This is a genomic window from Streptomyces sp. NBC_00433 (assembly GCA_036015235.1).
Classification (GTDB): domain Bacteria; phylum Actinomycetota; class Actinomycetes; order Streptomycetales; family Streptomycetaceae; genus Actinacidiphila.
This window is the reverse complement of sequence record CP107926.1, coordinates 2590512-2615853: the sequence shown is the minus strand read 5'-3', so window position 1 is coordinate 2615853 and position 25342 is coordinate 2590512. Positions and strand designations below refer to the sequence as shown.

Sequence of the window (25342 nt, the reverse complement as noted above, 5' to 3'; positions counted from 1 at the left end):
CCAGTGGAGCCTCCGTATGACCGCCCCCGCAGAAGTCGCCCCGGCCCCGGTCGCCGAACTGACCGGTATGCCGCTCCAGCGCCCGCACCTCCCGCAGCCGGCCGCCGCTCCCATGGCCGAGTCCCCGGCAGGTGCCGGCGCCGACCCGCTGCATCATCCCGACGCCTATCGCGTCGCCGATGCCGCGGGCACCGACAACCTGCTGCGCTGCTGGGTACGGGAAAGGGGGCTGCCCCGGCCCGCCGACGGCGTGCTGCTGATCGCCCTGCCGGCCAGTGGCATCGAAGCGAGAGCCGCCGTACGCCACTGGTCGCCGACCGGCCACCACCGCTTCGGCCCGGCCCGCCCGACCGCCACCGAGCACGTCCTGACCGCCGTCGAGCTGTCAGCGCTGCTGGCCAGGGAAGGCGGCGGCGAGCCCGCGCAGGCCGCCGACCTGGTGGCCAGGGTCGCCGATTCGGTACGCCGTACGGCCGCCTTCGTCACGGAACGCCGCGGCCGGCCCGGCCGGGCCGACGCCGAACTGCCCTTCCTGGAATCGGAGCAGGCCCTGGTCCTCGGCCACCCGATGCACCCCTCCCCGAAGAGCCGCGAAGGGCTCAGCGACGCTGAGAACGCGGCATATTCCCCCGAGACGCGCGGATCGTTCCCGCTGCACTGGCTCGCCGTGGACGAGGCACTGCTCGCCACCGACTCGGCCTGGACCGAGCGGGGACGCCCGATCGCGGCGGTCGACCTGATCAGCTCCTTCGCCGGCCCCGGCCCGGCCCGGCCCGACGGCACCGCGCTGCTGCCGCTGCACCCGTGGCAGGCCCGCGATATCGGGCACCGGCCGGGCGTGCGGGCGCTCTTCGACACCGGGATGCTGCACGACCTCGGCCCGCACGGCGAGGCGTGGCACCCCACCTCCTCGGTGCGCACCGTCTATCGGCACGACGCGCCGGCGATGCTCAAGCTGTCGCTGGGCGTCCGGATCACCAACAGCCGGCGGGAGAACCTGCGCAAGGAACTGCTGCGCGGCACCGAGGTCCACCGACTGCTGCGCAGTGGACTGGCGGCGCAGTGGCGCGCGGCCCACCCCGGCTTCGACATCGTGCGCGACCCCGCGTGGCTCGCCGTCGACACCGCGGACGGCGAGCCGGTCACCGGCCTCGACGTCGTGCTCCGGCACAATCCGTTCGGCCCCGGCGACCAGGCGCACTGCGTCGCGGGACTGGTCTCGCCGCAGCCCTGGCCGGCCGACGGCGCGGCGCACGTACTGCGGTCCCGGCTGGCCGTGGTCATCGACCGGCTCGCCGAGCGGACCGGGCGGCCAGGCCCGGCGGTCGCCACCGAGTGGTTCCTGCGCTATCTCGACGCCGTGGTCCTGCCGCTGCTGTGGCTGGACGGCGAGGCGGGCATCGCGCTCGAAGCGCACCAGCAGAACACCCTGGTGCTGCTCGACGCGGACGGCTGGCCCTGCGGCGGCCGCTACCGCGACAACCAGGGGTACTACTACCGCGATTCGCACCGCGCGGACCTGGAGCAGCGGCTGCCGGGCCTCGGAGTCGCGAGTGAGACCTTCGTCGCCGACGAGATCGCCGACGAACGCTTCGCCTATTACGTCGGCATCAACAATGTGCTCGGCCTGATCGGCGCCCTGGGGTCGCAGCAACTCGCCGACGAGCGGGTCCTGCTCGCCGCCTTCCGCCGCTTCCTTGCCCAGGCGGCACAGAGCGGCGGCAGCAACCTGCCGGGGCTGTTGCTGCACAGCACGCACCTGCGCTGCAAGGCCAACCTGCTCACCCGGCTGCGCGGCATGGACGAACTCGTCGGCCCGGTCGACACGCAGTCGGTCTACGTCACCATGTCCAACCCGCTGGCCGGCTGACCGGCCGCCGGGTGCAGGGAGGAGGAGCCACCGTGACACCCGCGGAATCGGGCACCGAGGACACCCTCGATCTGACGCTGCCACCGCAATTCCTCGCGCTCTTCGCGGCCCGCGACACCCCGCCGAGCGGGCAGGCCTCCGGCCCCCGGTCCTGCGGCTCGGCCGTCGACGCCGCTCCCGGCCTGGTCGGCGACATCGAGCGCTGGTCCGACGCGGCCACGCCTGCCGGGGTCTTCCGCCTCGTGCCGGTCGACGGCGTACGCGACCTCGCCCTCGTCAGCAGGTGGATGAACGACCCGGTGGTCGCGGACTTCTGGGAGCTGGCCGGGGACCCGGCGGTGACCGGGCGGCATCTGGACGCCCAACTCGGCGGCGACGGCCGCAGCATCCCCTGCCTCGGCCTGCTCGACGGCACCCCCATGAGCTACTGGGAGGTCTACCGCGCCGACCTCGATCCGCTCGCCCGGTGCTACCCCGCCAGGCCGCAGGACACCGGTGTCCACCTGCTCATCGGCGGTGCGGCCGACCGCGGCCGCGGGCTCGGCAGCATCCTCATCAGGGCGGTCGCCGACCTGATCCTGGACCAACGGCCCGGCTGCGGCCGGGTGGTCTCGGAACCCGACCTGCGCAACACCCCCTCCGTGGCGGCTTTTCTCGCCGCGGGCTTCCGGCTGTCCGCGGAGGCCGACCTGCCGGGCAAGCGCGCCGCCCTGATGATCCGCGACCGCGCCATGCGCCACCTGCTCTGAGCAAGCCGTACCCGGCCCTCTTCCACCCGCCTGCACCCCCGGTCCCCGCAGGAGTCCACCGTGATCAGCTCCCCTCTTTCCCCCGACTCTGCCGCCTGGCAGCGCGCGGCCCGGCGCCTGCTGGCGAAGCTGCTCGCCGAATTCGCCTACGAGGAGGTGATCGTCCCGGAAGCGGAGCCCGCGGAAGGGCCGACGGCCTACCGCCTGCGGCTCAGCGACACACTGACCTACCGCTTCCACGCCCGCAGGGGCGCCTACGGCAGCTGGCGGGTGGACCAGGCGAGCATCGTGCCCGACGGCGATCCGCTGCACTTCATCAGCCAGGCGCACGAGGCTGTGCTCGGCCTGAGCGGGGACACCACCGGCCACCTCATCCGCGAGCTCCTCGCCACGCTGTGCGCCGACCTGCGCCTGGACGCCGGCGCGCTGTCCGCCGCCGAACTGGCCGACCTGGACTACGCGGAGCTGGAAGGGCACCAGACGGGCCACCCCTGGCTGGTCGCGAACAAGGGGCGTATCGGATTCTCGGACGCCGACGCGGCCCGCTGGGCGCCCGAGGCCCGCGGGCAGCACCGCCTGCCGTGGATCGCCGTGCACCACAGCCTCGCCCGATACCGCGGTGTCGTCACGCTGGCCACCCCCGATCTGCTCTACGCGGACGAGATCCCGTCGGACACACTCGACGCCTTCCGCCACACCATCGCCGAGCGCCGCCGCGCCCCGGCCGACTACCTGCTGCTGCCGGTGCACCCCTGGCAGTGGGAGCACGTGGTCCTGCCGCTCTTCGCTCCCGCCGTCGCCGACGGGACCATCATCGCCCTCGGCACCGACAACGACCTCAGATCGCCCCAGCAGTCCATCAGGACCTTCCTCAACACCAGCCGCCCGTACCGCCGTACGGTCAAGCTGCCGCTGTCGGTGCTCAACACCCTGGTGTGGCGCGGCCTGCCCACCGAGCGCACCCTCGCCGCGCCCGCCGTCACCGCGTGGGTGCACGGGCTGCGCGCCGGCGATCCGTTCCTGCGCGACGAGACGCGGGTGATCCTGCTGGGCGAGGTCGCCTCGGTGACCGTGGCGCACCCGCAGTACGACCGGCTGCCGACCGTTCCGTACCAATACCGCGAACTGCTGGGCTGCATCTGGCGCGAGCCGCTGTCCACGTACCTCGAACCGGGTGAGCGCGCGCGCACCCTGGCCGCGCTGCTGCACACCGACCCGGACGGCCGCTCCTTCACCGCGGAGCTGGTGGCACGCTCGGGTGTCGCCCCGGCCGTCTGGCTGCGGCACCTCTTCGGCGCGCTGCTGCCCCCGCTGCTGCACTTCCTCTACCGCTACGGCACGGTCTTCTCCCCGCACGGCGAGAACGCCATCGTCGTCTTCGACGAGCACGACCTCCCCGTGCGGCTCGCGGTCAAGGACTTCGTCGACGACATCAACGTCAGCGCGGACGCGCTCCCCGAGCACGCCACGATGCCCGACGACGTCCGGGAGGTGCTGCTGACCGAGGCGCCCGGATTCCTCACCCAGTTCATCCACTCGGGCCTCTTCGTCGGCGTCCTGCGCTATCTCGCGCCCCTGTGCGAGGACCAGATGGGCGTGGCGGAAGCCGATTTCTGGGGCCTGGTGCGCGACGAGATCATCCGCTACCAGGAACGTTTCCCCCATCTCAAGGAACGATTCGCCAGCTTCGACCTGCTCACCCCACACATCGCCCGCCTGTGCCTGAACCGCAACCGGCTGCACCTCGACGGCTACCGGGACCGGTCCGAGCGGCCGCACGCGGCGGTTCACGGCACCGTGCCCAACCCGTTGCACGCGGTCTGACCTCGGTCGCACCCTGCCGCCGCACCAGCCGATACGATCGCCGTACCGGTCGTACCGCGGAGGGATGGGGGCGGATGCGCGAGGAAACGGGCGTCGGATCCTGCCCGGAATGCGGCACGCCGGGCGCCTTCGCCGGCCAGCTGGTCTGCCAGGGCTGCTTCGTGCCCTTCGCCCTGATGCCCTCGGCGCACGCCGCGGCCGCCCCGCCGCCGTCCTCGACGGCCCCGACGGAACGCCTGCCGAGGCCCGGTACACCCCGGCCGCCCACGCCGGGAGCCGGGTCGGCCCCGAGCGTGCCGCCGAAGGCCGCGCCGGACGCCGAATACACCCGGGTCATCAACGTTGTCCCCGGCGCCCTGCCCCGGCCCGCACGGACCCGCAGGGACGCCCCCCTGGACGCCCTGCGACTGCGCTTCCCCAGCGGCGACATCGTCGAGGTGGCCCCCGGCTACTCGATCCGGCTCGGCCGCGACCCGCAGCTCTGCCCGGCCGTCACCTTCCTCGCCGAGCGCGACAACCTGTCACGTATCCACGCACGGGTCGGAGTCGACGCCGACGGCTCGGCATGGATCACCGACGAGGACTCGACCAACGGCACCTACGTACGCGGCTACCGGCTCACGGCGAACGACAGGACACCGCTGCGGCCGGGGGACACCTTCCGGCTCGCCGCCGACGTCCACGTCAGTGTGCTGCTCTGACCGACGCGTAGGCGGCGGTGCACCGGGCGAGCGGATGGTCCGCGCCCAGCGCCTCCGCGGCGCTCCCCGCCAGGTCCTCCAACTGCCGGCGGGTCGCCGCGACGCCGTTGAGGCCCTCGAGCGCCCGTGCCCGGCCGAAGAGCGCGGCAAAGGACGCGGGCTCGTTGTCCGCGCCCTGGCGCAGGATCTGCTGCCGCGCCTGCCAGTACCTGTCGTCGGCGTCGTGGAAGCGGCCGGCGGCGAGCAGCGCCTCGCCCTCCTCGATCAGCGTCCACACCAGATGCCGGGCACCGCGGTCCAGGGCCGTCGGGGTCCGCCGCAGTGCCGCGGGCCGCATCATCGCGCGCAGCCGCGCGCCCACCTCGGCGGCACCGGCGGGACGGTCCCGGGGCGCCTTGGCGAGCAACTGGTGCACCAGCTGCGCCAGTTCCGGCGGCACTTCGGGGCGCCGGTTCACGATCGGTTCCGGCTCCTCGTGCACGTGGAGATATGCGTAGCCGATGTAATTCCCCGCGGTGAACGGCGGCCCTTCCGCAAGCATGGCGTAGAGGACGCAGCCCAGCGAATACAGGTCCGACTGCGCGGTCACCTCGCCGCCCTGCGCCTGCTCGGGCGTGAAATACGGCGGCGAGCCCAGCAGCGCCTGCGGCTCGGTATACCGCGTCACGTTCGGATCCTGCGGGGCGACAAGGCCGAAGTCGCAGATTTTGACGACGCCGTCCGGGAGCAGCATCAGATTCTCGGGTTTGATGTCGCGGTGCACCAGGCCGCGCTCATGGGCGTGCTGCAGACCGGCGCAGACCTGCGCGCCGTACGCCAGCACATCCGCCACCGGCAGTCCGCCACGGTCCAGCAGCACATTGCGGAAGTCGGTGCCGGACAGCAACTCCATCACGATGAAGGGGCGCCCTTCGTGCTCGCCCGCATCATGGATCGTCGCCACGTTGGGGTGGCTCAGCGCGGCCGCCGCGAGCGCCTCCCGGCGGAAACGCCCCTGCCGCTCGCTGCGTTCGACGTCCGCCCACTCGGCGCGCAGCGTCAGCACCTTCACCGCGACCCGGCGGCCCAGTCCCTGGTCGACCGCCGCGTAGACCTGCCCGAAACCGCCGCCGCCCAGGAACTGCTCCAGCCGGTAGCGGCCGCTGAGGACCGTACCGACACCGACTTCGCCTGCTGCCACCGGAGCCCCGTTCACTCGACGTCGTGCAACGGCAGCTGCATCATCGTGGGTTCCGCGACCGCGCTGCCTTCCCGCGGTGCGACCGTACCGTCCGCCGGGTCGTCCTCGAAGACGAACTGGCGACCGCTGGGCAGCAGTTCCACCCGGTCGTGCAGGACGACGGACTCGCCCTTGCGCAGCCTGCGGGTCACACCGTGCTCCAGCGGCCCCGTGGTGTCGCCGCCGGGCAGCCGGCGCCGCACCCGGGTGCCGTTGGCGCTGCGCTCGTCCAGCACGCTCAGCGCGCCGCCGTCGTACGCAAGCACCACATGGGTGCGGCTCACGGACTCCACCGCGCTGTCGTCGATCCAGGCGCCGAGCGCCACACCGCCGCCGGCCGGCGCGCGGCCCACCGCCACCGGTTCGCCCTCCGTCACCATGAACCGGCCGCGCACTGTCCCGTCCATGACCACCTTGACCTGGGCGCGGGGACGCAGCGGGCCCGCATCGGTGAGCTGCACACCGTGCGTGGGGCACAGCACCCGGTCCTTGCGGCGGCGCGGCAGCGCCGTACCGGGCCGGCCGGTCGCGCCGAACAGCGGGCAGCCGGGCTCGGGGCAGCGCCAGTCACGGCTCAGCACCGCCCGGTGCCGGGCGGAGCGCTCCCACCGCCTGACCACCCCGGCGCGCAGCAGCAGGCCCTCCTCCTCCTTGCGGGACACCTGCCACTCCTCGGGCACCGGCATGATCCGGGGACGGACCCCGATGCGGCCGTCCGGCTCCAGGACGGGCCGCAGGAAGCGCTCCCGGTCGCCGGGGATCCACGGGTAGGCGCGGTGGAAGTCCAGGAAGTTGTCGGCGCTGACCACCCGCAGGCCGAGCGCGTCCGCCAACTCCAGGATGCGGTCGTCGGCGCGCGGCAGCACTTCCAGCTTCCCGTCGCCGTACCAGCGGTCCAGCAGCAGCCTCTCCTCCGCCGTGAGCCGCCCGTCGGTGAGGAGCGACCTGTCGGTGATCGGGTAGACCTGGACGGCCGGGTCGCGGGCGAATTCCGCGAGCGCGTCGAGCAGCCCGGCGAGCCTGCCGAGGTCCGCCGCCCCCGTCCCGCCGAGCGCCGGCTCACGGACCACGTTGGCGACGTCGATCACGTACTCCGCGGCCGAGGAATCCAGAGTCATGCGGCGCTCGAACGGCATACGACCAGAAGCTAGCACCGCATGACGGGACCGGTCCCGGAGATGACCGGCAGTGGCGCAGCCGGACGGCGTTGTCGGTGGCTGCCCGTAGGCTTGCCTTCCTATGACTGACACGCCCCCACCCGCGCTCACCGACCTCCTGCACGCCGCCGTCACCGCCGTCGGAGGCGTGGAGCGGGCCGGTCAGGTCACCATGGCCGAGGCCGTCGCCGCCGCCGTGGACGACAAGTCCCACCTGCTCGTCCAGGCCGGCACCGGCACCGGCAAGTCCCTCGGGTATCTCGTGCCCGCGCTCGCCCACGGGGAGCGGGTGGTGGTGGCCACCGCCACCCTCGCGCTCCAGCGCCAGCTCGTCGAGCGCGACCTGCCCCGCACGGTCAGCGCGCTGCAGCCGCTGCTGCGCCGCGAGCCGCAGTTCGCCATGCTCAAGGGCCGGTCCAACTACCTGTGCCTGCATCGCCTGCACGAAGGGGCGCCGCAGGACGACGAAGAGGGTCTCTTCGACCCCTTCGAGGCGGCGGCGCCGACCAGCAAGCTGGGCCAGGACCTGCTGCGGATGCGGGACTGGGCGGACGAGACGGAGACCGGCGACCGCGACGGCCTCACCCCGGGGGTGTCCGACCGCGCGTGGGGCCAGGTGTCGGTCAGCTCGCGCGAGTGCCTGGGCGCCACCAAGTGCGCCTACGGCGCGGAGTGCTTCGCCGAGGCGGCGCGCGAGCGCGCCAAGCTCGCCGATGTGGTCGTCACCAACCACGCGCTGCTCGCCATCGACGCGATCGAGGGCACCCCCGTCCTGCCCAGCCACGAAGTGCTGATCATCGACGAGGGGCACGAGCTGGTCTCCCGGGTCACCGGGGTGGCGACCGGCGAGCTGAGCGCGGGCAGTGTGAACCGTGCGGTCAAGCGCGCCGCCCGGTTGGTCAACGAGAAGGCCGCGGACGCCCTGCTGAGCGCCGCGGAGGGCTTCGAGCGGGTGATGGAGCTGGCGCTGCCGGGACGCCTCGAGGAGGTCCCCGAGGACCTGCTCTACGTCCTCGCAGCGCTGCGGGACGCGTGCCGCCAGGTGATCACGGCGCTCGGCGACACCCGTGACAAGTCGGTGCAGGACGAGGACGCGGTGCGCAAGCAGGCCCGCGCCGCCGTCGAGCACGTGCACGAGGTGAGCGAGAGGCTGGTCTCGGTCTCGGAGTACGACGTGGTGTGGTGCGAGCGCCACGACCGCTTCGGGGCGTCGCTGCGGGTCGCCCCACTCAATGTGTCCGGGCTGCTGCGGGAGAAGCTGTTCCCCGAGCGCTCGGTCGTCCTCACCTCCGCCACACTCAAGCTCGGCGGCGACTTCAACGGCGTGGCGGCCTCGCTGGGACTGTCCGCCGAGGGCACCCAGGGCGATGATGCGGCGTCCTGGAAAGGCATCGACGTCGGATCGCCCTTCGACTACCGCAAGCAGGGCATCCTCTACGTCGCCAGGCATCTGTCGCCGCCCGGCAGGGACGCCGGCCGTGAGGACATGCTCGACGAACTCGCCGAGCTGGTCGAGGCGGCCGGCGGCCGTACGCTCGGGCTGTTCTCCTCGATGCGCGGCGCCCAGACCGCCGCGGAGGCGATGCGCGACCGGCTGGACCACCCGGTGCTGCTGCAAGGCGAGGAGACGCTCGGGGAGCTGATCCGGGCCTTCTCGGAGGACGCCAGGACGTGCCTGTTCGGCACGCTGTCGCTGTGGCAGGGGGTGGATGTGCCCGGGGTGAACTGCCAGTTGGTGGTGATGGACCGGATCCCGTTCCCGCGGCCGGACGACCCGCTGATGAGCGCCCGGCAGAAGTCGGTCGAGGAGCACGGCGGCAACGGCTTCATGGCGGTCGCCGCGACCCATGCCGCGCTGCTGATGGCGCAGGGTGCGGGCCGGCTGATCAGGGCATCGGGCGACCGGGGTGTGGTCGCCGTTCTCGACCCGCGGCTCGCGACCGCCCGCTACGGCGGTTTCCTGCGCTCGTCCATGCCCGACCTCTGGTATACGACGGATCGCAACCAGGTGCGGCGCTCGCTGGCGGCGATCGACGCTGCGGCGAAGGTCTGAGCCGACGCGCCGAGGCCTGAGCGCGGTCCTCGGCGGCGGGCCACACGAGTCCGCCCCGGAACCGTCGTACGGTTTCCGGGGCGCTCGGACCATCCGCGGGGTCAGACCCTGCGCAGGACCGCGACGACCTTGCCGAGGATGGTGGCCTCGTCGCCGGGGATGGGCTGGTAGGCGGCATTGTGCGGCAGCAGCCACACATGCCCGTTGTCCCGCTTGAAGCGCTTCACCGTGGCCTCGCCGTCGAGCATGGCGGCGACGATGTCGCCGTTCTCGGCGACCGGCTGGCGGCGGACGGTGACCCAGTCGCCGTCGCAGATGGCGGCCTCGATCATCGAGTCACCGACGACCTTGAGCACGAACAGCTCGCCGTCGCCGACGAGTTGCCGGGGCAGCGGGAAGACGTCCTCGACCGACTCCTCGGCGAGGATCGGCCCGCCCGCCGCGATCCGGCCGACCAGCGGTACGTAGGAGGCCGACGGCTTGCCCGAGGTGTCGGTGGGCTGGGGGTGCCCCGCGTCTGAGGCACGCACCTCGTACGCCCGGGGGCGGTGCGGGTCACGGCGCAGGAAGCCCTTGCGCTCCAGTGCCATCAGCTGATGAGCGACCGACGACGTACTGGACAGGCCCACGGCCTGGCCGATTTCCCGCATGGACGGGGGGTATCCGCGGCGCTGGACCGAATCCCTGATGACTTCGATGACCCTGCGCTGGCGTTCGGTGAGGCCGGAGCTGTCGGCGCGAATACCCGGGGGCCGTCCGGGAAGTGAGCGCGCGGGCTTCGGGCTGTTCTCTTCGTTCATCACGTCCAACGGGCCGATTCGATCCGGGGAGCGGTCATGGGCGGTCAATGTCGCTGTGGCGCTCTCTGCGGCGGTGGTCACGGCGGCCCCTTTCGAGATGTTCTCCCACCGCATGAACTGCGGGAGGCCCGCTTCGCAGCCGCGGGCAGTTAGTACAACGGTAGTGGGTTTCGAAAGGTTGCGCCAAACACACGTTCGAGTGAATTTGCATAAATCCGCTGACGTGATCAAGGTACCGGGTGTATTGATCGAATGGAAGTTCGACCCCTGTGTCCGCCGCGTAACGGCCGCCCCCGCCCGACCCGGCGTCCGGTGTGACGCTCCGGCGGCGCCGAACCCCAGTGTGTCACCGGCGACCCTCCGGCGCCGGGACACGGAGCGGACGCGGTCGCGTACGGTCGGCGACTTGCGACACGCGCGATGAGCCGCTTGAATCCACTCCACCACATCTAGTGGTTGGATAGGGCCCGGCCCCCACGGGTAGTGGTCCGACAGGGACCCCGGCGGGTCCAACGCAGTGGCCGTCACCTATGCTTGGGGCTGCTTCACGGGGTCGCACGACACCGCGGAAGCGGTCTTGTCGCGCGCTCACCATGGAGTGAGGGAGGGAGTAGGAACGATGCACTGCCCCTTCTGCCGTCACCCGGACAGCCGTGTCGTCGACAGCCGCACCACCGATGACGGTGCCTCGATCCGCCGGCGTCGCCAGTGTCCCGACTGCGGTCGCCGGTTCACCACCGTGGAGACCGCGTCACTGATGGTGATCAAGCGCAGCGGCGTCACGGAACCGTTCAGCCGCGGCAAGGTGATCGCCGGCGTGCGCAAGGCTTGCCAGGGCCGTCCCGTCACCGAGGACGCCCTCGCCCAGCTCGGGCAGCGGGTCGAGGAGGCGGTCAGGGCCACCGGCAGCGCGGAGCTGTCGACCCACGACGTGGGACTGGCCATACTCGGTCCGCTCCAGGACCTCGACCTCGTCGCCTACCTGCGGTTCGCCTCGGTCTACCGCGCCTTCGACTCGCTCGAGGACTTCGAGAGGGCCATCACGGAGCTGCGCGAGCAGTTGCCACCCACCACTCCTGGCGGGCTCGACGAGGACCTCGGTGTCCCCGCGCCCGCATCCGCCGCCGACTGAGCGGCGCGCAGGACACAGATTTTCCGCCGGAGCGCGACGCGCGCCGGCCGTGGACAACACCGTGCTGCGGGAAGAACCGCGCACATCAGGGCGTTTTCGCCCGTATAGGGAGGCGGAATGACAGAGACGACGAGCGGCCCGGCACGCGGTTCCCGCACCAAGGGGTCCAAGACGAGCAAGGGCCTGCGCATGGAGCGCATCCACACCACCCCCGGCGTGCATCCGTACGACGAAGTGGTCTGGGAGCACCGTGACGTCGTCATGACCAACTGGCGCGACGGTTCGATCAACTTCGAGCAGCGTGGCGTCGAGTTCCCCGACTTCTGGTCGGTGAACGCGGTCAACATCGTCACCAGCAAGTACTTCCGCGGCGCGGTGGGCAGCCCGCAGCGCGAGAAGAGCCTGAAGCAGCTGATCGACCGGGTGGTGCTCACCTACCGCAAGGCGGGCGAGAAGCACGGCTACTTCGGTTCCCCCGACGAGGCCGAGGTCTTCGAGCACGAGCTGACCTACGCGCTGCTGCACCAGGTCTTCAGCTTCAACTCGCCGGTCTGGTTCAACGTCGGCACCGCTCAGCCCCAGCAGGTCTCGGCGTGCTTCATCCTGTCCGTCGACGACTCCATGGAGTCGATCCTCGACTGGTACAAGGAAGAGGGCATGATCTTCAAGGGCGGCTCTGGCGCAGGCCTGAACCTGTCCCGCATCCGCTCCTCCAAGGAACTGCTCTCCTCGGGCGGCAACGCCTCGGGGCCGGTCTCCTTCATGCGCGGCGCCGACGCGTCCGCGGGCACCATCAAGTCGGGCGGTGCCACCCGCCGCGCCGCCAAGATGGTCGTCCTGGACGTCGACCACCCGGACGTCGAGGCCTTCATCGAGACGAAGGTCAAGGAGGAGGAGAAGATCCGCGCCCTGCGTGACGCGGGCTTCGACATGGACCTGGGCGGCGACGACATCACGTCCGTCCAGTACCAGAACGCCAACAACTCGGTGCGGGTCAACGACGAGTTCATGAAGGCGTACGAGGCGGGGGCGCCGTTCGGCCTGCGCGCCAGGATGACCGGCGACGTCATCGAGGAGGTCGACGCGCGGTCGCTGTTCCGCAAGCTGGCCGAGGCGGCCTGGGCGTGCGCCGACCCGGGCATCCAGTACGACGACACGATCAACCACTGGCACACTTCGCCGGAGACGGGCCGGATCACGGCGTCCAACCCGTGCAGTGAGTACATGCACCTGGACAACTCCAGCTGCAACCTGGCCTCGCTGAACCTGCTGAAGTTCCTGCGCGACGACGGCGAGGGCAACCAGTCCTTCGACGCGGAGCGCTTCGCGAAGGTCGTCGAGCTGGTCATCACCGCGATGGACATCTCCATCTCCTTCGCCGACTTCCCGACCGAGAAGATCGGCGAGACCACCCGCGCCTTCCGCCAGCTGGGCATCGGATACGCCAACCTGGGCGCACTGCTCATGGCGACCGGTCACGCGTACGACTCCGACGGCGGCCGCGGTCTCGCCGGTGCCATCACCTCCCTGATGACCGGTACGTCCTACCGGCGGTCCGCGGAACTGGCCGCGGTCGTCGGCGCCTACGACGGCTACGCCCGCAATGCCGACGCCCACAAGCGCGTCATGAGGCAGCACTCGGACGCCAACGGCGCCGCCCGCAGGGTCGACGACCTGGACACCCCGGTATGGGCCGCGGCGACCGAGGCGTGGCAGGACGTCATCCGGCTCGGCGAGAAGAACGGCTTCCGCAATGCGCAGGCCTCGGTCCTCGCGCCCACCGGCACGATCGGCCTGATGATGGACTGCGACACCACGGGTGTCGAACCCGACCTGGCCCTGGTGAAGTTCAAGAAGCTCGTCGGCGGCGGCTCGATGCAGATCGTGAACAACACGGTCCCGACGTCGCTGCGCAGGCTCGGCTACCAGCCCGAGCAGGTCGAGGCGATCGTCGCCCACATCGCCGAGCACGGCAACGTGATCGACGCGCCCGGCCTCAAGCACGAGCACTACGAGGTCTTCGACTGCGCCATGGGCGAGCGCGCGATCTCCGCCATGGGCCACGTGCGCATGATGGCCGCCGCCCAGCCCTTCCTGTCCGGCGCCATCTCCAAGACGGTGAACCTGCCGGAGACGGCCACCGTCGAGGAGGTCGAGGAGGTCTACTACGAGGGCTGGAAGCTCGGCCTGAAGGCGCTGGCGATCTACCGCGACAACTGCAAGGTCGGCCAGCCGCTCTCGGCCAAGAAGAAGGACGGGGCGAAGGCCGAGAAGGCGGCACAGGCGCCCGCGCAGGTCGAGAAGGTCGTCGAGTACCGCCCGGTGCGCAAGCGCCTGCCCAAGGGGCGTCCCGGCATCACCACGTCCTTCACCGTCGGTGGCGCCGAGGGCTACATGACGGCGAACTCGTACCCGGACGACGGTCTGGGCGAGGTCTTCCTGAAGATGTCCAAGCAGGGCTCCACCCTCGCCGGCATGATGGACGCCTTCTCCATCGCCGTCTCGGTGGGCATGCAGTACGGCGTCCCGCTGGAGACCTACGTCTCGAAGTTCACGAACATGCGCTTCGAGCCGGCCGGACTCACGGACGACCCGGACGTGCGGATGGCGCAGTCGATCGTCGACTACATCTTCCGCCGCCTGGCGCTGGACTTCCTGCCCTTCGAGACCCGATCGGCGCTCGGCATCCACTCCGCCGACGAGCGGCAGCGGCACCTCGACACCGGCTCCTACGAGGCCGGCGACGACGACGTGGACGTGGAGGGCCTGGCCCAGTCCGCACCGCGGCAGGTCGAGCCCCGCACGCCACTGACCGTGGCCAAGCCTCCCGCGGCCACCCCGGCGCCCAAGGAGGCGCACAATTCCACGGAGCTGCTGGAGATCCAGCTCGGCCTCAACGCCGACGCTCCGCTGTGCTTCTCCTGCGGCACCAAGATGCGCCGCGCGGGCAGCTGCTACCTGTGCGAGGGCTGCGGCTCGACCAGCGGCTGCAGCTGACCGCGGTGTCGACCGGCTGACCGGCAAATAGCAGCGGTGGGGAGCGGGCCTTCGGGCCCGCTCCCCACCGCTGTGTGCGCCCGGCGGGGACCGGTCTCGCGGGCGGGGACGATCTCCGGCCTCCGCGCCACTACGATGGCGCGGTGTTGGTGAAGTGGATACGCTGCGGCGTCCTCGAGCAGGCCGGGTTCGACCGGGGGCAGCGCAGATGGGCGGCGCTCAGGGAGCAGCCGGGTTTCCACGGACAGGGCGGCGGCTGGAGCCGCTCCCAGCCCGGTGTGGCGCACCTCTTCGCCTTCTGGGACGGGAAGGCCTCCTACGACGCCTTCATGGCGGGGCCGCACGACGCCCTGGCGGCGACGCAGGCCGGCACGTTCGAGATGCTGGCGGCGCGGATATTCACCACCAGGCTGGACGTGAAGGTCGGCTTCGAGCCGCGCTTCTCCGACGCCGACCTGCTGCGGGTGGCGCTGTGCAAGGTGCGCCCCGAGCGCGTCGACCACTTCGTCCAGATGCAGGAACGCGTCTGGAATCCCGCGATGGCAGGCTCACCCGGCATGCTGCGCGGCGTCTTCGCGCAGGGTGCGGAAGACGACTTCGTGGTGCTTTCGGCGTGGAATTCCGCCACCGAGCACGGCAAATACCGCGAGGGGGCGGTCGCCCGGCTGTCGGAGCGGGCCGACCTCGACGGCGATGTGCTGTCCGTCGCGGGTGACGTGGTCGACGTCGTGCAGGCGTGGACGGTGTGAGCGCCGCGGCGCCCTCACGCGGTGGCAGGCCGTAGCAGCGTCGCGAGCGCCGCGGTGATCTGCTCGGCCAGTCCGGTGTCCACCGGGGCGTGCTGGCTGATCAGCCGATACCACATGGTCCCGAAGGCGAAGTCGACGGCGAGGTCGAGCGAGGCGGCCTCGTCGGAGAGCGCGCCGTCCGCCACGCCGCGGGCCAGCAGCGCCCGCAGTGCCTGGCGCCGCGGGCCGATGACGGTCGCCTGCAGTCGGTGCGACAGCGCCGGGTCGTGCTGCGCCTCGGCCATCAGCCCGACCAGCGCCTCGCCGGTCAGGGAGGTGGTGAGCGTGAAGGTGGCGTCGAGCAGCGTGCGAACGTCGCGCAGCGTGTCGCCGGTCTCGGGGTCCAGGTGCTCCGCCTTGCGCAGCCCGAGGTCCCGCAGGGCGTCGATCAGCACGTCCTGCTTCGCGGGCCACCAGCGGTAGACGGTCTGCCGGCCGACTCCCGCGGTCTCCGCGATGCCTTTCATCGTCAGCCCCTGGTAGCCGCCGCTCTGGCACAGCTCCAGCGCCGCGTCGAGCACGGCGCGTCTGGCCGTCTCGCTGCGGGGTCTGCCACGCGCGGGTGTCTCGTCCATGAGGTCACTTTACAAGGCAGGATGTCTCGCATATTCTTAACGAGTCAGCATGTCTCGTAATGGGGGAGCGCAATGCCCGCATCGACAGAACGCGTCGTCGTCATCGGCGGCACATCGGGAATCGGCCTGGCCACCGCGGAGGAGCAGTTGCGGGCCGGCCGCGAGGTGATCGTCACCGGCCGGGACAAGAGCAGGCTGGACGCCGCTCTCGCGCGGCTCGGGAAGGGCGCGTCCGGCGTGTCGCTGGACGCGCTGGACGAGACGGCCACCCATGACTTCTTCGCCGGGCTCGACCGGGTGGACCATGTGGTGGTGGCCGTGACCGGCAGCACCGCCGCGGGTCCCTTCGGCGACCTGCCGATCGCCGACCTGCGGGCCGCGGCGGAAGGCAAGCTGGTGGCCCAGGCCATCGCCGCCCAAGCGGCGCTGAAGGCGCTGCGCCCCGGTGGCACGATCACCTTCGTCACGGCGGGCTCGGCCGGCGCGGCGCGGCCCGGCACGGCCGGACTCGCCGCGGTCAACGCGGCCGTCGAGGCGATGGTCCCGGTCCTGGCCGTCGAACTGGCGCCGATACGGGTCAACGCGGTGTCGCCGGGGATCATCGACACCCCGTGGTGGGACTGGATGGACGCCGAGGCCCGGCAGCAGACCTTCGACGGCTTCGCGGCGACCGCTCCCGCCGGACGGGTGGGGCGCCCGGAGGACATCGCCGGGGCGATCGGGTATCTGATCGGCGCGACCTTCACTACCGGAGTGGTGCTCTCTGTCGACGGCGGGTCGCGCCTGCGGCCCGAGGCCCTGTGACCGGGGCCGGTCGGCGGACCGTACTGATCACCGGCTCCACCGACGGAATGGGCCGCTGGCTGGCCCTGCGCCTTGCCGAGGCGGGCGACCGGGTCCTGATCCACGGTCGGGACGCGAAGCGCGCGGAGGAGGTGTGCGGCGAGGTGCGGGAGGCCACCGGTGAGGACCGGGCCGAGGTGCTGCTCGCCGACCTCGCCGAGCTGCCCGAGGTCGACCGGCTGGCCGACGAGGTGGCCGCCCGCACCGACCGGCTCGATGTGCTGGTGAACAACGCGGGGATCGGCGGCGCCTCCCCCGGCGGGCGGCGGCAGGTCGACGCATTCGGGATCGAGCGCAGGTTCGCGGTGAATTACCTGGCCGGATATCGGCTCACGCGCCGGCTGCTGCCGCTGCTCATCGGGTCCGCGCCGTCCCGGATCGTCAATGTCGCCTCGGCCGGGCAGCATGCCGTCGACTTCGCCGACCCGATGCTGGCCGCGGGTTACGACGCGATGCGGGCGTATTCCCAGAGCAAACTCGCCCAGATCATGTTCACCTTCGACCTCGCGGAGGAATTGCGCGGGACGGGGGTCACGGTGGACGCGCTGCACCCGGCCACATTCATGGACACGGCGATGGTGCGTGAGGTCGGCATCAGCCCGTGGAGCACCGTCGAGGAGGGCGGTACGGCGACGCTGCGGCTCATCAATGCCGCGGATCCCGGAAGCGGGCGCTATTTCAACGGACTCGACGAGGCGCGCGCCGACCGGCAGGCGTACGACCCGGAGGCCCGGCGAAAGCTGCGGGAATTGTCGGACCACCTCATAGCGGGGCCTGCCGGGGCCAGGCGCTGACCAGAGCGCCCGACGTGCGGCGGCCCCGACACGCGGCACTGTGTGCGACCTGGTCGGCGGTCCCGGCGAGCCGCTGAACCGGTCGCACCATAGGCTGATCACCATGGGACGCCCTCGCCGCATCGTGCTGATCCGACACGGCGAGTCCCAGGGCAACAGGGACGACACCATCTACGCGCGGGTGCCCGACCACGCCCTGGAACTCACCGCCACCGGCATGCGCCAGGCCGTCGAGGCCGGCGAGCGGCTGCGCCAGCTGTTCGGCGACGAGCGGGTGCAGGCCTTCGTGTCCCCCTACCGCCGCACCTGGAACACCTATCGCGCGCTACGCCTGGACCCCCGCCTGACCCGGGCCAAGGAGGAGCCTCGGCTCAGGGAGCAGGACTGGGGCAACTGGCAGGACATCGAGGACATCCAGCGGCAGCGCAAGGCGCGTGACGCCTACGGCCACTTCTTCTACCGCTTCGCCATGGGGGAGAGCGGCGCCGACGTCTACGACCGGGTCGGATCGTTCCTGGAAACCCTCTACCGCGCCTTCGACAACGAGGACTTCCCGACGAACGTCCTGATCGTCACCCACGGGCTCACCATGCGGCTGTTCTGCATGCGCTGGTTCCACTGGACCGTCGAGGAGTTCGAGGCCCTGTCCAACCCGGACAACGCCGAGACGCGCACCCTGCTGCTCGGCCCGTCCGGCCGCTACGTCATGGACCGGCCGTTCGAACGCTGGCGCACGCCGGGCCCGCCCGGCGGCAGCTACGGGTGAGTTTCGGCACAAGGAGATTGACCCGAAACAGGCACGATGCCAGAGTTTCCGACGACATGACGGCTCACACCACCCACTCCGCGCGACTCTCCCGCGCCCTCACCAGCCTCCGAGGCCTTGCCGTGGGCGACGCCCTCGGCTCGCAGTTCTTCGTCCCGGCCCACTACAGCGCACTGCAGAGCGGCGAACTGCCGCCAGGCACCTGGCAGTGGACCGACGACACCGAGATGGCCTGCTCCGTGCTGGCCGTCCTCGCCCGCCACGGCCGCATCGACCAGGACGCGCTCGCGCTGTCCTTCGCCGAGCACCACGACTTCGACCGGGGCTACGGCCCCGCCGTCAACCGCATGATGCGGCTCGTCCGCCAGGAGGGCGCCGACTGGCGGGAACTGGCGGCCGGGCTCTTCAACGGGCAGGGTTCCTGGGGCAACGGCGCCGCGATGCGGGTGGCCCCGCTCGGCGCCTGGTACGCCGGAGACCCCGTCCAGGCCAGCCACCAGGCCGAGATTTCGGCGTACACCACCCACCAGCACCGCGAGGCCGTCGCCGGAGCCATGGCGGTGGCCGCCGCGGCGGCGCTCGCCGCCGACCCCGCCGGCCCGCAGGACCCCTCCGAGCTGCTCGGCGCGGTCCTCGACATCGTGCCGCGCAGCGCCGTCCAGGCGGGTATCCGCCGGGCCCGGGACATGCTCGACTACGCCGACGTCGCCACCGTCGCCGCGGTGCTCGGCTGCGGCCGCAGGACCAGCGCCCATGACACCGTGCCCTTCGCCCTCTGGTCGGCCGCACGCCACCTCGGAAACTACGAGCAGGCGTTCTGGACCACCGCGAAGGCGGGCGGCGATGTCGACACGACCTGCGCGATCGTGGGCGGCATCGTCGCGGCACGGCCGGGCGGCGGACCGCCGCCCGCATGGACCGAGCGGACCGAAGCACTGCCCGACTGGGCCGCGGTGTCCTGATCGGCCCGTGGAAGCGGCGGGCGACCGGCGAGTAGGCTGGTCCCCGCCATGGCGTACCAACCACCCACCCACACCGTCGAGCGCTCGATGCGTGCCACGCTCGGCGTGAAGACCGTCGCAGGCATCGACGAGGTGGGGCGCGGCGCCTGGGCCGGACCGGTCACCGTCTGCGCCGCCGTCACGGGTCTGCGCCGCCCGCCGGAAGGCCTCACCGACTCCAAGCTGATCACCCCCAGGCGCCGCACCCGGCTGGCAGCCCTGCTGGCCGGCTGGGTCACCTCCTACGCGCTCGGCCAGGCGTCCCCGGAGGAGATCGACGAGCTGGGCATGACGGCCGCCCTGCGGCTCGCGGCGCTGCGCGCCCTCGACGGGCTGCCCGAGCCGCCGGAGGCGGTCATACTCGACGGCAAGCACAACTACCTCGGCGGCGGCGGGCCGTGGCAGGTCAGGACGGTGATCAAGGGCGACATGTCGTGCGTGTCGGTCGCCGCCGCCTCGGTCATCGCCAAGGTGCGGCGCGACGGCGAGATGGCCGAAATCGGCGCGGACTACGCCCCGTTCGCTTTCGGCGACAACGCGGGCTACCCCTCGCCCGTGCACCGCTCGGCACTTGAGGAGCTGGGGCCGACACCGCTGCACCGGATGTCGTGGTCGTACCTGGACTCGATGCCGCGCTGGCAGCACCTGAAGAAGGTGCGCAATCCGGACGACTCAGGGGAACAACTCGGTTTCGATTTCTGATCCAGCACCCACCCGCCGCTGCGCATTCGGTGCGCATTTGATAGACATCAACTCATGCCTCTCACCCCCGAGGAGCCTCAGATTCACGAGAGCGTCCCGGGTCCTCGCACTGCTCCGACCAGCGGCCGGAGTGCGTCGACCCCCCGTCCTGTCCCCGGCCCGCCCCGGCCCGCCGCGCCGCGGCCGGCGCCGCCGAGGGCAGTCGCCACCGTCGGCTCGGGTCCCGCCCACGCGGGAACCGGCCAGATCGGCGCCACCGGTCCCACGGCTGCGAACCAGTCGGCCCGGGCCGCTGCCGCGGCGGTGCCCGCTCAGCGCGGGTCCGCCACCACGGAAGCCGCACAGATCCAGCTGATCCCCGCCCCGGCCGAGGGCGCGCTCGACGCGGCCGAGGAGGCCGTCGACCTGCTGCTGGACACCGGCCGCTCGCCGGGCGAGATCCTGGTGCTCACCACCGGCGACCAGCACCCTTGGGCCGTCCACGAACTGAGCTTCGGTGAGGCGTCCTACTGGGCGCAGCACGACGCGGCCGACGACGTCTTCTACGCCGACATCACCGCATCGCGTGCCATCGGCAGGCCCGTCGTGGTCGTGGCGCTCAACGGCGGCAGCGACGACACGCTGCCGCGGGCCCTGGCTACGGCGCTGGCCCGGGCCGGCGTGCTGCTGATCGTGTGCGGGGACCCGGCCCGTATCAACAGCGCGCTGGGCGCCAGCGCCTGAGCCGGCGCCGGGCGGGGACCTCCCGCCCGGCGCGGCTCAGTGCGCGGAGGCGTGCCGCAGCGTCGGCGGTGCGCCGTTGGCGGCAACCGGCGGCGGATGGTCGGTCCTGGTGCGGGACCACGAGGCCGAATTCGGCGTACGCCCGGCGCGATTCTCGCCGATGACGTGCCATCCCCCTGCGGTGAGCGTCACATACGAGCCGCAGCGCAGCCCGTGCAACGTGCAGGCGTCCCGCAGCCCCCACATCCAGGCCCCGTCCTCCGGGGTCCAGCCCGGCGACCCCTCGCGGCAGATCATCAGCACAGCGGTGCGCACGGGCCGGCGCAGCCGCAGGTCGTGCGGGATGACGCGGCGCAGGTGGGACAGCAGCGCATTGCGGCGCTCCCAGCCGTCCACGATCCCGCCGCGGACGGCGAAGGAGGCGCTCGCCCGTATCCGTCCGTCCGGGTCGTAGACCGCGACCACCGCGGTCGACGGCGCCGGCAGATGCCTTGCGTGCAGGTCCTTGACCACGTCACGCGGGCTCGCGAGCAGTGGGACGCCGATGTCGGTCCACTCGGCCGGCTCCAGCGTGCGTGACGCCGGGGAGGTGATGGCGGAGGACGTCTCCGGAACGAAGCCGATGGTCACGGTCCTCCCTTCACGGATGCACCCGTGGACCGGCCGCGGGCGTGCGCCGGTCAGGGGCTCGGAGAGCCGTTCGGGGATCCGTGTCCAATTCTTCCCCTCGTATTGCCCTGCGGCAACGGGCAATTGGCGGCCAAGACCGGAATGGTCCCGTCCGTCTGATAGATCCCGGCCACGGCGCGTCCCCTGGGCCCCGCGCTCCCTTACCGCCAGGACCAGCGGGAACGCCGCGCAAGCGCCGGCCCTGCGCAGCGGGAGGGCGGTGACAGCCCGTGGTCGGCCACCGTCCGAGAACCGACGGCAGGAGGCAGGATCCGCGTTTCCGCCTTCACAGCTTCAATCCACTCCGGCACTGGTGCGCACGATGCGTGCAGTGACCGTACGCGCCGGGTGGCCTCCGATCGGGGAAGTCGGGGTCCCTGGCGGGGTGAAGTGGTGGATTGTCCTTGCCATCGGGTTGCATGGGGGCATGGACAACCTGGAGTTGCGCGCCGAAGCCGATACCGTCCTCGCTGAACTCGTCCGCGACCCGAGTGGTTCCGCGCGGCTGCGCGAGGACCAGTGGCAGGCGGTGGCGGCCCTGGTGGAGGAGCACCGGCGGGCGCTGGTCGTGCAGCGCACCGGCTGGGGCAAGTCCGCGGTGTATTTCGTGGCCACCGCTCTGCTGCGGCGGCGCGGCTCGGGTCCCACGGTGATCATCTCCCCGCTGCTGGCGCTGATGCGCAACCAGGTCGAGGCGGCGGCGCGCGCCGGCATCCGGGCGCGGACCATCAACTCGGCGAACCCGGAGGAGTGGGAGGCCATCCACGCGGAGGTGGAGCGCGGCGAGACCGACGTTCTCCTGGTAAGTCCTGAACGCCTCAACTCCGTCGATTGCCGTGACCATGTGCTGCCGAAGCTCGCGGCCACCACCGGCCTGCTGGTGGTCGACGAGGCGCACTGCATTTCCGACTGGGGCCACGACTTCCGGCCCGACTACCGCCGGCTGCGCACCATGCTGGCCGAGCTGCCGGCCGGAGTGCCGGTGCTGGCCACCACGGCGACGGCGAACGCCCGGGTGACCGAGGATGTGGCCGAGCAGCTGGGGACGGGCAGCGGGGACGCCCTGGTGCTGCGCGGGCCGCTGGACCGCAAGAGCCTGCGGCTCGGGGTGCTGCAGCTGCCGGACGCCGCGCACCGGCTGGCATGGCTGGGGGAGCGGCTGGGGGATCTGCCGGGCTCGGGGATCATCTACACGCTGACGGTGGCCGCAGCCGAGGAGGTCGCGGCCTTCCTGCGGCAGCGCGGCTATCCGGTGGCCTCCTACACGGGCAAGACGGAGAACGCCGACCGGTTGCAGGCGGAGGAGGACCTGCTGGCCAACCGGGTGAAGGCGCTGGTGGCGACCTCGGCGCTGGGGATGGGTTTCGACAAGCCCGACCTGGGGTTCGTCGTGCACCTGGGGTCGCCCTCGTCCCCCATCGCCTACTACCAGCAGGTGGGGCGTGCGGGGCGCGGCGTGGACCATGCGGACGTGCTGCTGCTGCCGGGCCGGGAGGACGAGGCGATCTGGCGGTATTTCGCCTCGGTGGGCTTCCCGCCCGAGGAGCAGGTGCGGCGCACGCTTGCCGTGCTGGAGGAGGCCGGCCGTCCCTTGTCGCTGCCGGCGCTGGAGCCGCTGGTGGACCTCCGGCGCTCGCGCCTGGAGACGATGCTGAAGGTCCTCGACGTGGACGGGGCGGTCAAGCGCGTGAAGGGCGGCTGGACCGCCACCGGGCAGCCGTGGGCGTACGACGCGGAGCGCTACGCGTGGGTGGCCCGCCAGCGCGCGGCGGAGCAGCAGGCCATGCGGGACTACGTGGCGACCACCGGGTGCCGGATGGAATTCCTGCAACAGCAGCTCGACGACGAGAAGGCGGCACCCTGCGGCCGCTGCGACAACTGCGCTGGGCCCTGGCTCGATGCCGCCGTCACTTCCGGCGCCCTTGCCGGCGCGGCCGGCGAGTTGGACCGTCCGGGCATCGAGGTCGAGCCGCGCCGCATGTGGCCCACCGGCATGGCCGCGGTCGGCGTCGACCTCAAAGGCCGCATCCCCGCCGGCCAGCAGGCGGCCACCGGGCGTGCGCTGGGAAGGCTGTCGGACATCGGCTGGGGCAACCGGCTGCGCCCGCTGCTGTCCGAGTCGGCGCCGGACGGCCCGGTCCCGGACGACGTACTGACCGCCGTGGTGACGGTGGTGGCCGACTGGGCGCGCTCGCCGGGCGGCTGGGCCGGCGGCGCTCCCGACGCGCAGGCACGCCCGGTCGGCGTCGTCGCCATGCCGTCGCGCACCCGGCCGCAACTCGTCTCCTCCCTGGCGGGAGGGCTCGCCCGGGTCGGCAGGCTCCCGCTGCTCGGCAGCCTCGCCTACACCCCGCAGGCCGAGGAATATGCCGCGCACCGCAGCAATTCCGCCCAGCGGCTGCGTGCTCTGGTCGCTTCGTTCACGGTGCCTGACGACGTCTCCGCCGCCCTGGCCGCCACCCCCGGCCCTGTCCTGCTCGTGGACGACTACAGCGACTCCGGCTGGACCCTGGCCGTCGGCGCGCGCCTCCTGCGCCAGGCCGGCGCCGACCAGGTGCTGCCGCTGGTCCTCGCCCTGGCGGGGTAGCCCGCCCTTGCCCTGCCGGAGCCCCCTGGGGCGTGTCAGTCGATCGGCGGCAGCGCCGCCCGGTGCACCCACGCGTCGAAGACCGGGTCCAGCGGGCGGGAGGCGTACTGCGCGGCATGCGCCGCGAGGCCGGCCGTGGTCACCACGCCGTGCCGGTGCACCGCCGTCCAGCCCTTGAGCATGCGGAAGAACGGGCCCTCGCCCAGGGCGCGGCGCAGCGCGTGCACCGCCAGGCCGCCACGCTGGTAGAGCCGGTCGTCGAACATCAGCCGGCGGCCCGGGTCGCCGAGCGTCAGGTCCTGCGGCAGCCGGGCCAGCCCGTCGTAGGCGTTGGCGGCGAGCGCGGCCGCGGGCGGGCCGCCGGTGTGCTCGGACCACAGCCACTCGGCGTATTTGGCGAAACCCTCGTTGAGCCAGATGTGCCGCCAGTCGCCGATGGAGAGGCTGTTGCCGAACCACTGGTGGGCCAGCTCGTGCGCGACCAGCCGCTCCGACCGGCGCCGTCCGCCCAGATGGTTCGTACCGAAGGTGGCCAGGCCCTGCGCCTCGACCGGCACGTCCAGTTCCTCGTCGGCCACCACCACCGTGTACTCGCCGAACGGATACGGCCCGAAGACGTCCTCGAAGAAGTCCATCATGCGGGTCTGCCGCCCGAAGTCGACGGCGAACTCCTCGCGCCGCCCAGCCGGTACGTATCCGGTCTGCGGCACCGGGCGGCGCGGCGCGAACACCGAGCCGCCGCCCACCAGCCGCACGGCCTCGTAACGGCCGATCGAGACGGTCACCAGATAGCTGGAGGTCGGCGCCGGCTGCTCGTAGACCCACGTGGTGCTGCTCGCCCTGGTGGTCCTGGACAGCAAGGAGCCCCCGACGACCACGGTGTACGCCGACGGGGCGGTGACCGAGACCTGGTAGGAGGCCTTGTCCGCGGGCCGGTCGTTGCACGGATACCACGACGGCGCCCCCACCGGCTGGCTCGCCACCAGCGCGCCGTCGGTCAGTTCCTCCCAGCCCAGTCCGCCCCACTGGCTGGCAATGGGCTGCGGATTCCCGGTGTAGTGCACCTCGACGGTGAAGGCCGCGCCCGCCTCCACCGCCTTCGCGGGGCGGACCCGCAGCCGCCCCGCGCGGTGGGAGTAGTGTGCGGGCCGGCCGTCGACCACGACCCGCTGGAGCCGGAAGTCGGCCAGGTCGAGGACGAAGTCGCGCAGCGCGGCGCCGCCTGCCACCGCACTGAGCCGGGCCGTCCCGCGCAGCCGGTTGGACGCGGGGCGGTAGTCCAGGGCCAGCTCGTAGCGGTGGACGCGGTAGCGGATGTCGCCGTGCGCGGGGAAATACCGGTCCGCCTCCGGCGCTCGCTTGTGGCTCAACGGTCCTTCGCTCCCTCGTGTT

21 protein-coding genes are annotated in these 25342 nt (G+C 72.0%); 15 read left to right on the top strand and 6 right to left on the bottom strand.

Annotated features, from left to right (window positions below):
- Positions 1–16: 16 nt before the first annotated feature.
- From OG900_10795 to OG900_10780, 4 genes are all read left to right on the top strand, one after another.
- Positions 17–1870 carry an iron transporter gene (locus OG900_10795; GenBank protein ID WUH90533.1) on the top strand — a complete coding sequence of 618 codons (1854 nt, stop codon included), beginning with the start codon at positions 17–19 and terminating at the stop codon, positions 1868–1870.
- Complete coding sequence (locus OG900_10790) at positions 1867–2619, top strand: acetyltransferase (GenBank protein ID WUH95702.1); 753 nt, start codon at positions 1867–1869, stop codon at positions 2617–2619. The genes OG900_10795 and OG900_10790 overlap by 4 nt, the downstream gene beginning before the upstream one ends.
- A gap of 60 nt (positions 2620–2679) precedes the next feature.
- A complete protein-coding gene (locus tag OG900_10785; GenBank protein WUH90532.1) occupies positions 2680–4443 on the top strand; it encodes an IucA/IucC family siderophore biosynthesis protein in 1764 nt (587 codons plus the stop codon).
- 74 nt (positions 4444–4517) lie between these two features.
- Positions 4518–5144 carry an FHA domain-containing protein gene (locus tag OG900_10780; GenBank protein WUH90531.1) on the top strand — a complete coding sequence of 209 codons (627 nt, stop codon included), beginning with the start codon at positions 4518–4520 and terminating at the stop codon, positions 5142–5144.
- Here the strand turns inward: OG900_10780 and OG900_10775 are convergent.
- Positions 5128–6324 (bottom strand): protein kinase, encoded by a 1197-nt coding sequence (locus OG900_10775; GenBank protein WUH90530.1) that lies wholly within the window; start codon positions 6322–6324, stop codon positions 5128–5130. The two genes, OG900_10780 and OG900_10775, sit on opposite strands and share 17 nt — an antisense overlap.
- Before the next feature lie 11 nt (positions 6325–6335).
- Positions 6336–7481 carry an FHA domain-containing protein gene (locus OG900_10770; GenBank protein ID WUH90529.1) on the bottom strand — a complete coding sequence of 382 codons (1146 nt, stop codon included), beginning with the start codon at positions 7479–7481 and terminating at the stop codon, positions 6336–6338.
- Positions 7482–7602: 121 nt separating this feature from the next.
- On the opposite strand from OG900_10770, the gene OG900_10765 reads away from it, so the two are divergent.
- Positions 7603–9573 carry an ATP-dependent DNA helicase gene (locus tag OG900_10765; GenBank protein ID WUH90528.1) on the top strand — a complete coding sequence of 657 codons (1971 nt, stop codon included), beginning with the start codon at positions 7603–7605 and terminating at the stop codon, positions 9571–9573.
- A 101-nt stretch (positions 9574–9674) separates the two neighbouring features.
- Here the strand turns inward: OG900_10765 and lexA are convergent, their stop codons facing one another.
- Complete coding sequence (gene lexA, locus OG900_10760) at positions 9675–10454, bottom strand: transcriptional repressor LexA (protein WUH90527.1); 780 nt, start codon at positions 10452–10454, stop codon at positions 9675–9677.
- Between the two features lie 538 nt (positions 10455–10992).
- Between lexA and nrdR the strand changes: the two genes are divergently transcribed.
- The 3 genes from nrdR to OG900_10745 all read left to right on the top strand — a co-directional run bounded on the left by nrdR (position 10993) and on the right by OG900_10745 (position 15251).
- Positions 10993–11505, top strand: a complete 513-nt coding sequence (gene nrdR, locus OG900_10755; protein WUH90526.1) for a transcriptional regulator NrdR — start codon at positions 10993–10995, stop codon at positions 11503–11505.
- Positions 11506–11622: 117 nt separating this feature from the next.
- Positions 11623–14502 (top strand): vitamin B12-dependent ribonucleotide reductase, encoded by a 2880-nt coding sequence (locus OG900_10750; GenBank protein ID WUH90525.1) that lies wholly within the window; start codon positions 11623–11625, stop codon positions 14500–14502.
- Positions 14503–14645: 143 nt separating this feature from the next.
- A complete protein-coding gene (locus OG900_10745) occupies positions 14646–15251 on the top strand; it encodes a YdbC family protein (protein ID WUH90524.1) in 606 nt (201 codons plus the stop codon).
- A gap of 14 nt (positions 15252–15265) precedes the next feature.
- On the opposite strand, the gene OG900_10740 is transcribed toward OG900_10745, so the two are convergent.
- Complete coding sequence (locus OG900_10740; protein ID WUH90523.1) at positions 15266–15865, bottom strand: TetR/AcrR family transcriptional regulator; 600 nt, start codon at positions 15863–15865, stop codon at positions 15266–15268.
- 72 nt (positions 15866–15937) lie between these two features.
- Here OG900_10740 and OG900_10735 point away from each other — a divergent pair, with 72 nt between their 5' ends.
- From OG900_10735 to OG900_10710, 6 genes are all read left to right on the top strand, one after another.
- Positions 15938–16669, top strand: coding sequence for an SDR family oxidoreductase (locus tag OG900_10735; protein WUH90522.1), 732 nt, complete (start codon positions 15938–15940; stop codon positions 16667–16669).
- Positions 16666–17502 (top strand): SDR family NAD(P)-dependent oxidoreductase, encoded by an 837-nt coding sequence (locus OG900_10730; protein WUH90521.1) that lies wholly within the window; start codon positions 16666–16668, stop codon positions 17500–17502. Before OG900_10735 ends, OG900_10730 begins: the two co-directional genes overlap by 4 nt.
- 103 nt (positions 17503–17605) lie before the next feature.
- Positions 17606–18268, top strand: coding sequence for a histidine phosphatase family protein (locus OG900_10725; GenBank protein WUH90520.1), 663 nt, complete (start codon positions 17606–17608; stop codon positions 18266–18268).
- Between the two features lie 56 nt (positions 18269–18324).
- The gene (locus OG900_10720; protein WUH90519.1) at positions 18325–19230 is read left to right on the top strand and encodes an ADP-ribosylglycohydrolase family protein; all 906 of its coding nucleotides are present in this window, start codon (positions 18325–18327) and stop codon (positions 19228–19230) included.
- 48 nt (positions 19231–19278) lie between these two features.
- Positions 19279–19971 carry a ribonuclease HII gene (locus tag OG900_10715; protein ID WUH90518.1) on the top strand — a complete coding sequence of 231 codons (693 nt, stop codon included), beginning with the start codon at positions 19279–19281 and terminating at the stop codon, positions 19969–19971.
- A gap of 54 nt (positions 19972–20025) precedes the next feature.
- Positions 20026–20694 (top strand): hypothetical protein, encoded by a 669-nt coding sequence (locus tag OG900_10710; GenBank protein WUH90517.1) that lies wholly within the window; start codon positions 20026–20028, stop codon positions 20692–20694.
- Between the two features lie 36 nt (positions 20695–20730).
- On the opposite strand, the gene OG900_10705 is transcribed toward OG900_10710, so the two are convergent.
- Positions 20731–21324 (bottom strand): hypothetical protein, encoded by a 594-nt coding sequence (locus OG900_10705; protein WUH90516.1) that lies wholly within the window; start codon positions 21322–21324, stop codon positions 20731–20733.
- 466 nt (positions 21325–21790) lie between these two features.
- Here OG900_10705 and OG900_10700 point away from each other — a divergent pair, with 466 nt between their 5' ends.
- The gene (locus tag OG900_10700) at positions 21791–23950 is read left to right on the top strand and encodes a RecQ family ATP-dependent DNA helicase (protein ID WUH90515.1); all 2160 of its coding nucleotides are present in this window, start codon (positions 21791–21793) and stop codon (positions 23948–23950) included.
- Positions 23951–23985: 35 nt separating this feature from the next.
- On the opposite strand, the gene OG900_10695 is transcribed toward OG900_10700, so the two are convergent.
- Positions 23986–25320, bottom strand: coding sequence for a M1 family metallopeptidase (locus OG900_10695; GenBank protein WUH90514.1), 1335 nt, complete (start codon positions 25318–25320; stop codon positions 23986–23988).
- Positions 25321–25342 lie beyond the last annotated feature (22 nt).

Bases quoted from the DNA above. Each gene is read 5' to 3' on its own strand.
- OG900_10795 (WUH90533.1), top strand. From the start codon at position 17: ATGACCGCCCCCGCAGAAGTCGCCCCGGCCCCGGTCGCCGAACTGACC.
- OG900_10780 (WUH90531.1), top strand. From the start codon at position 4,518: ATGCGCGAGGAAACGGGCGTCGGATCCTGCCCGGAATGCGGCACGCCG.
- OG900_10770 (WUH90529.1), bottom strand. From the start codon at position 7,481: ATGACTCTGGATTCCTCGGCCGCGGAGTACGTGATCGACGTCGCCAAC.
- OG900_10765 (WUH90528.1), top strand. From the start codon at position 7,603: ATGACTGACACGCCCCCACCCGCGCTCACCGACCTCCTGCACGCCGCC.
- nrdR (WUH90526.1), top strand. From the start codon at position 10,993: ATGCACTGCCCCTTCTGCCGTCACCCGGACAGCCGTGTCGTCGACAGC.
- OG900_10750 (WUH90525.1), top strand. From the start codon at position 11,623: ATGACAGAGACGACGAGCGGCCCGGCACGCGGTTCCCGCACCAAGGGG.
- OG900_10740 (WUH90523.1), bottom strand. From the start codon at position 15,865: ATGGACGAGACACCCGCGCGTGGCAGACCCCGCAGCGAGACGGCCAGA.
- OG900_10735 (WUH90522.1), top strand. From the start codon at position 15,938: ATGCCCGCATCGACAGAACGCGTCGTCGTCATCGGCGGCACATCGGGA.
- OG900_10725 (WUH90520.1), top strand. From the start codon at position 17,606: ATGGGACGCCCTCGCCGCATCGTGCTGATCCGACACGGCGAGTCCCAG.
- OG900_10720 (WUH90519.1), top strand. From the start codon at position 18,325: ATGACGGCTCACACCACCCACTCCGCGCGACTCTCCCGCGCCCTCACC.
- OG900_10715 (WUH90518.1), top strand. From the start codon at position 19,279: ATGGCGTACCAACCACCCACCCACACCGTCGAGCGCTCGATGCGTGCC.
- OG900_10710 (WUH90517.1), top strand. From the start codon at position 20,026: ATGCCTCTCACCCCCGAGGAGCCTCAGATTCACGAGAGCGTCCCGGGT.
- OG900_10700 (WUH90515.1), top strand. From the start codon at position 21,791: ATGGACAACCTGGAGTTGCGCGCCGAAGCCGATACCGTCCTCGCTGAA.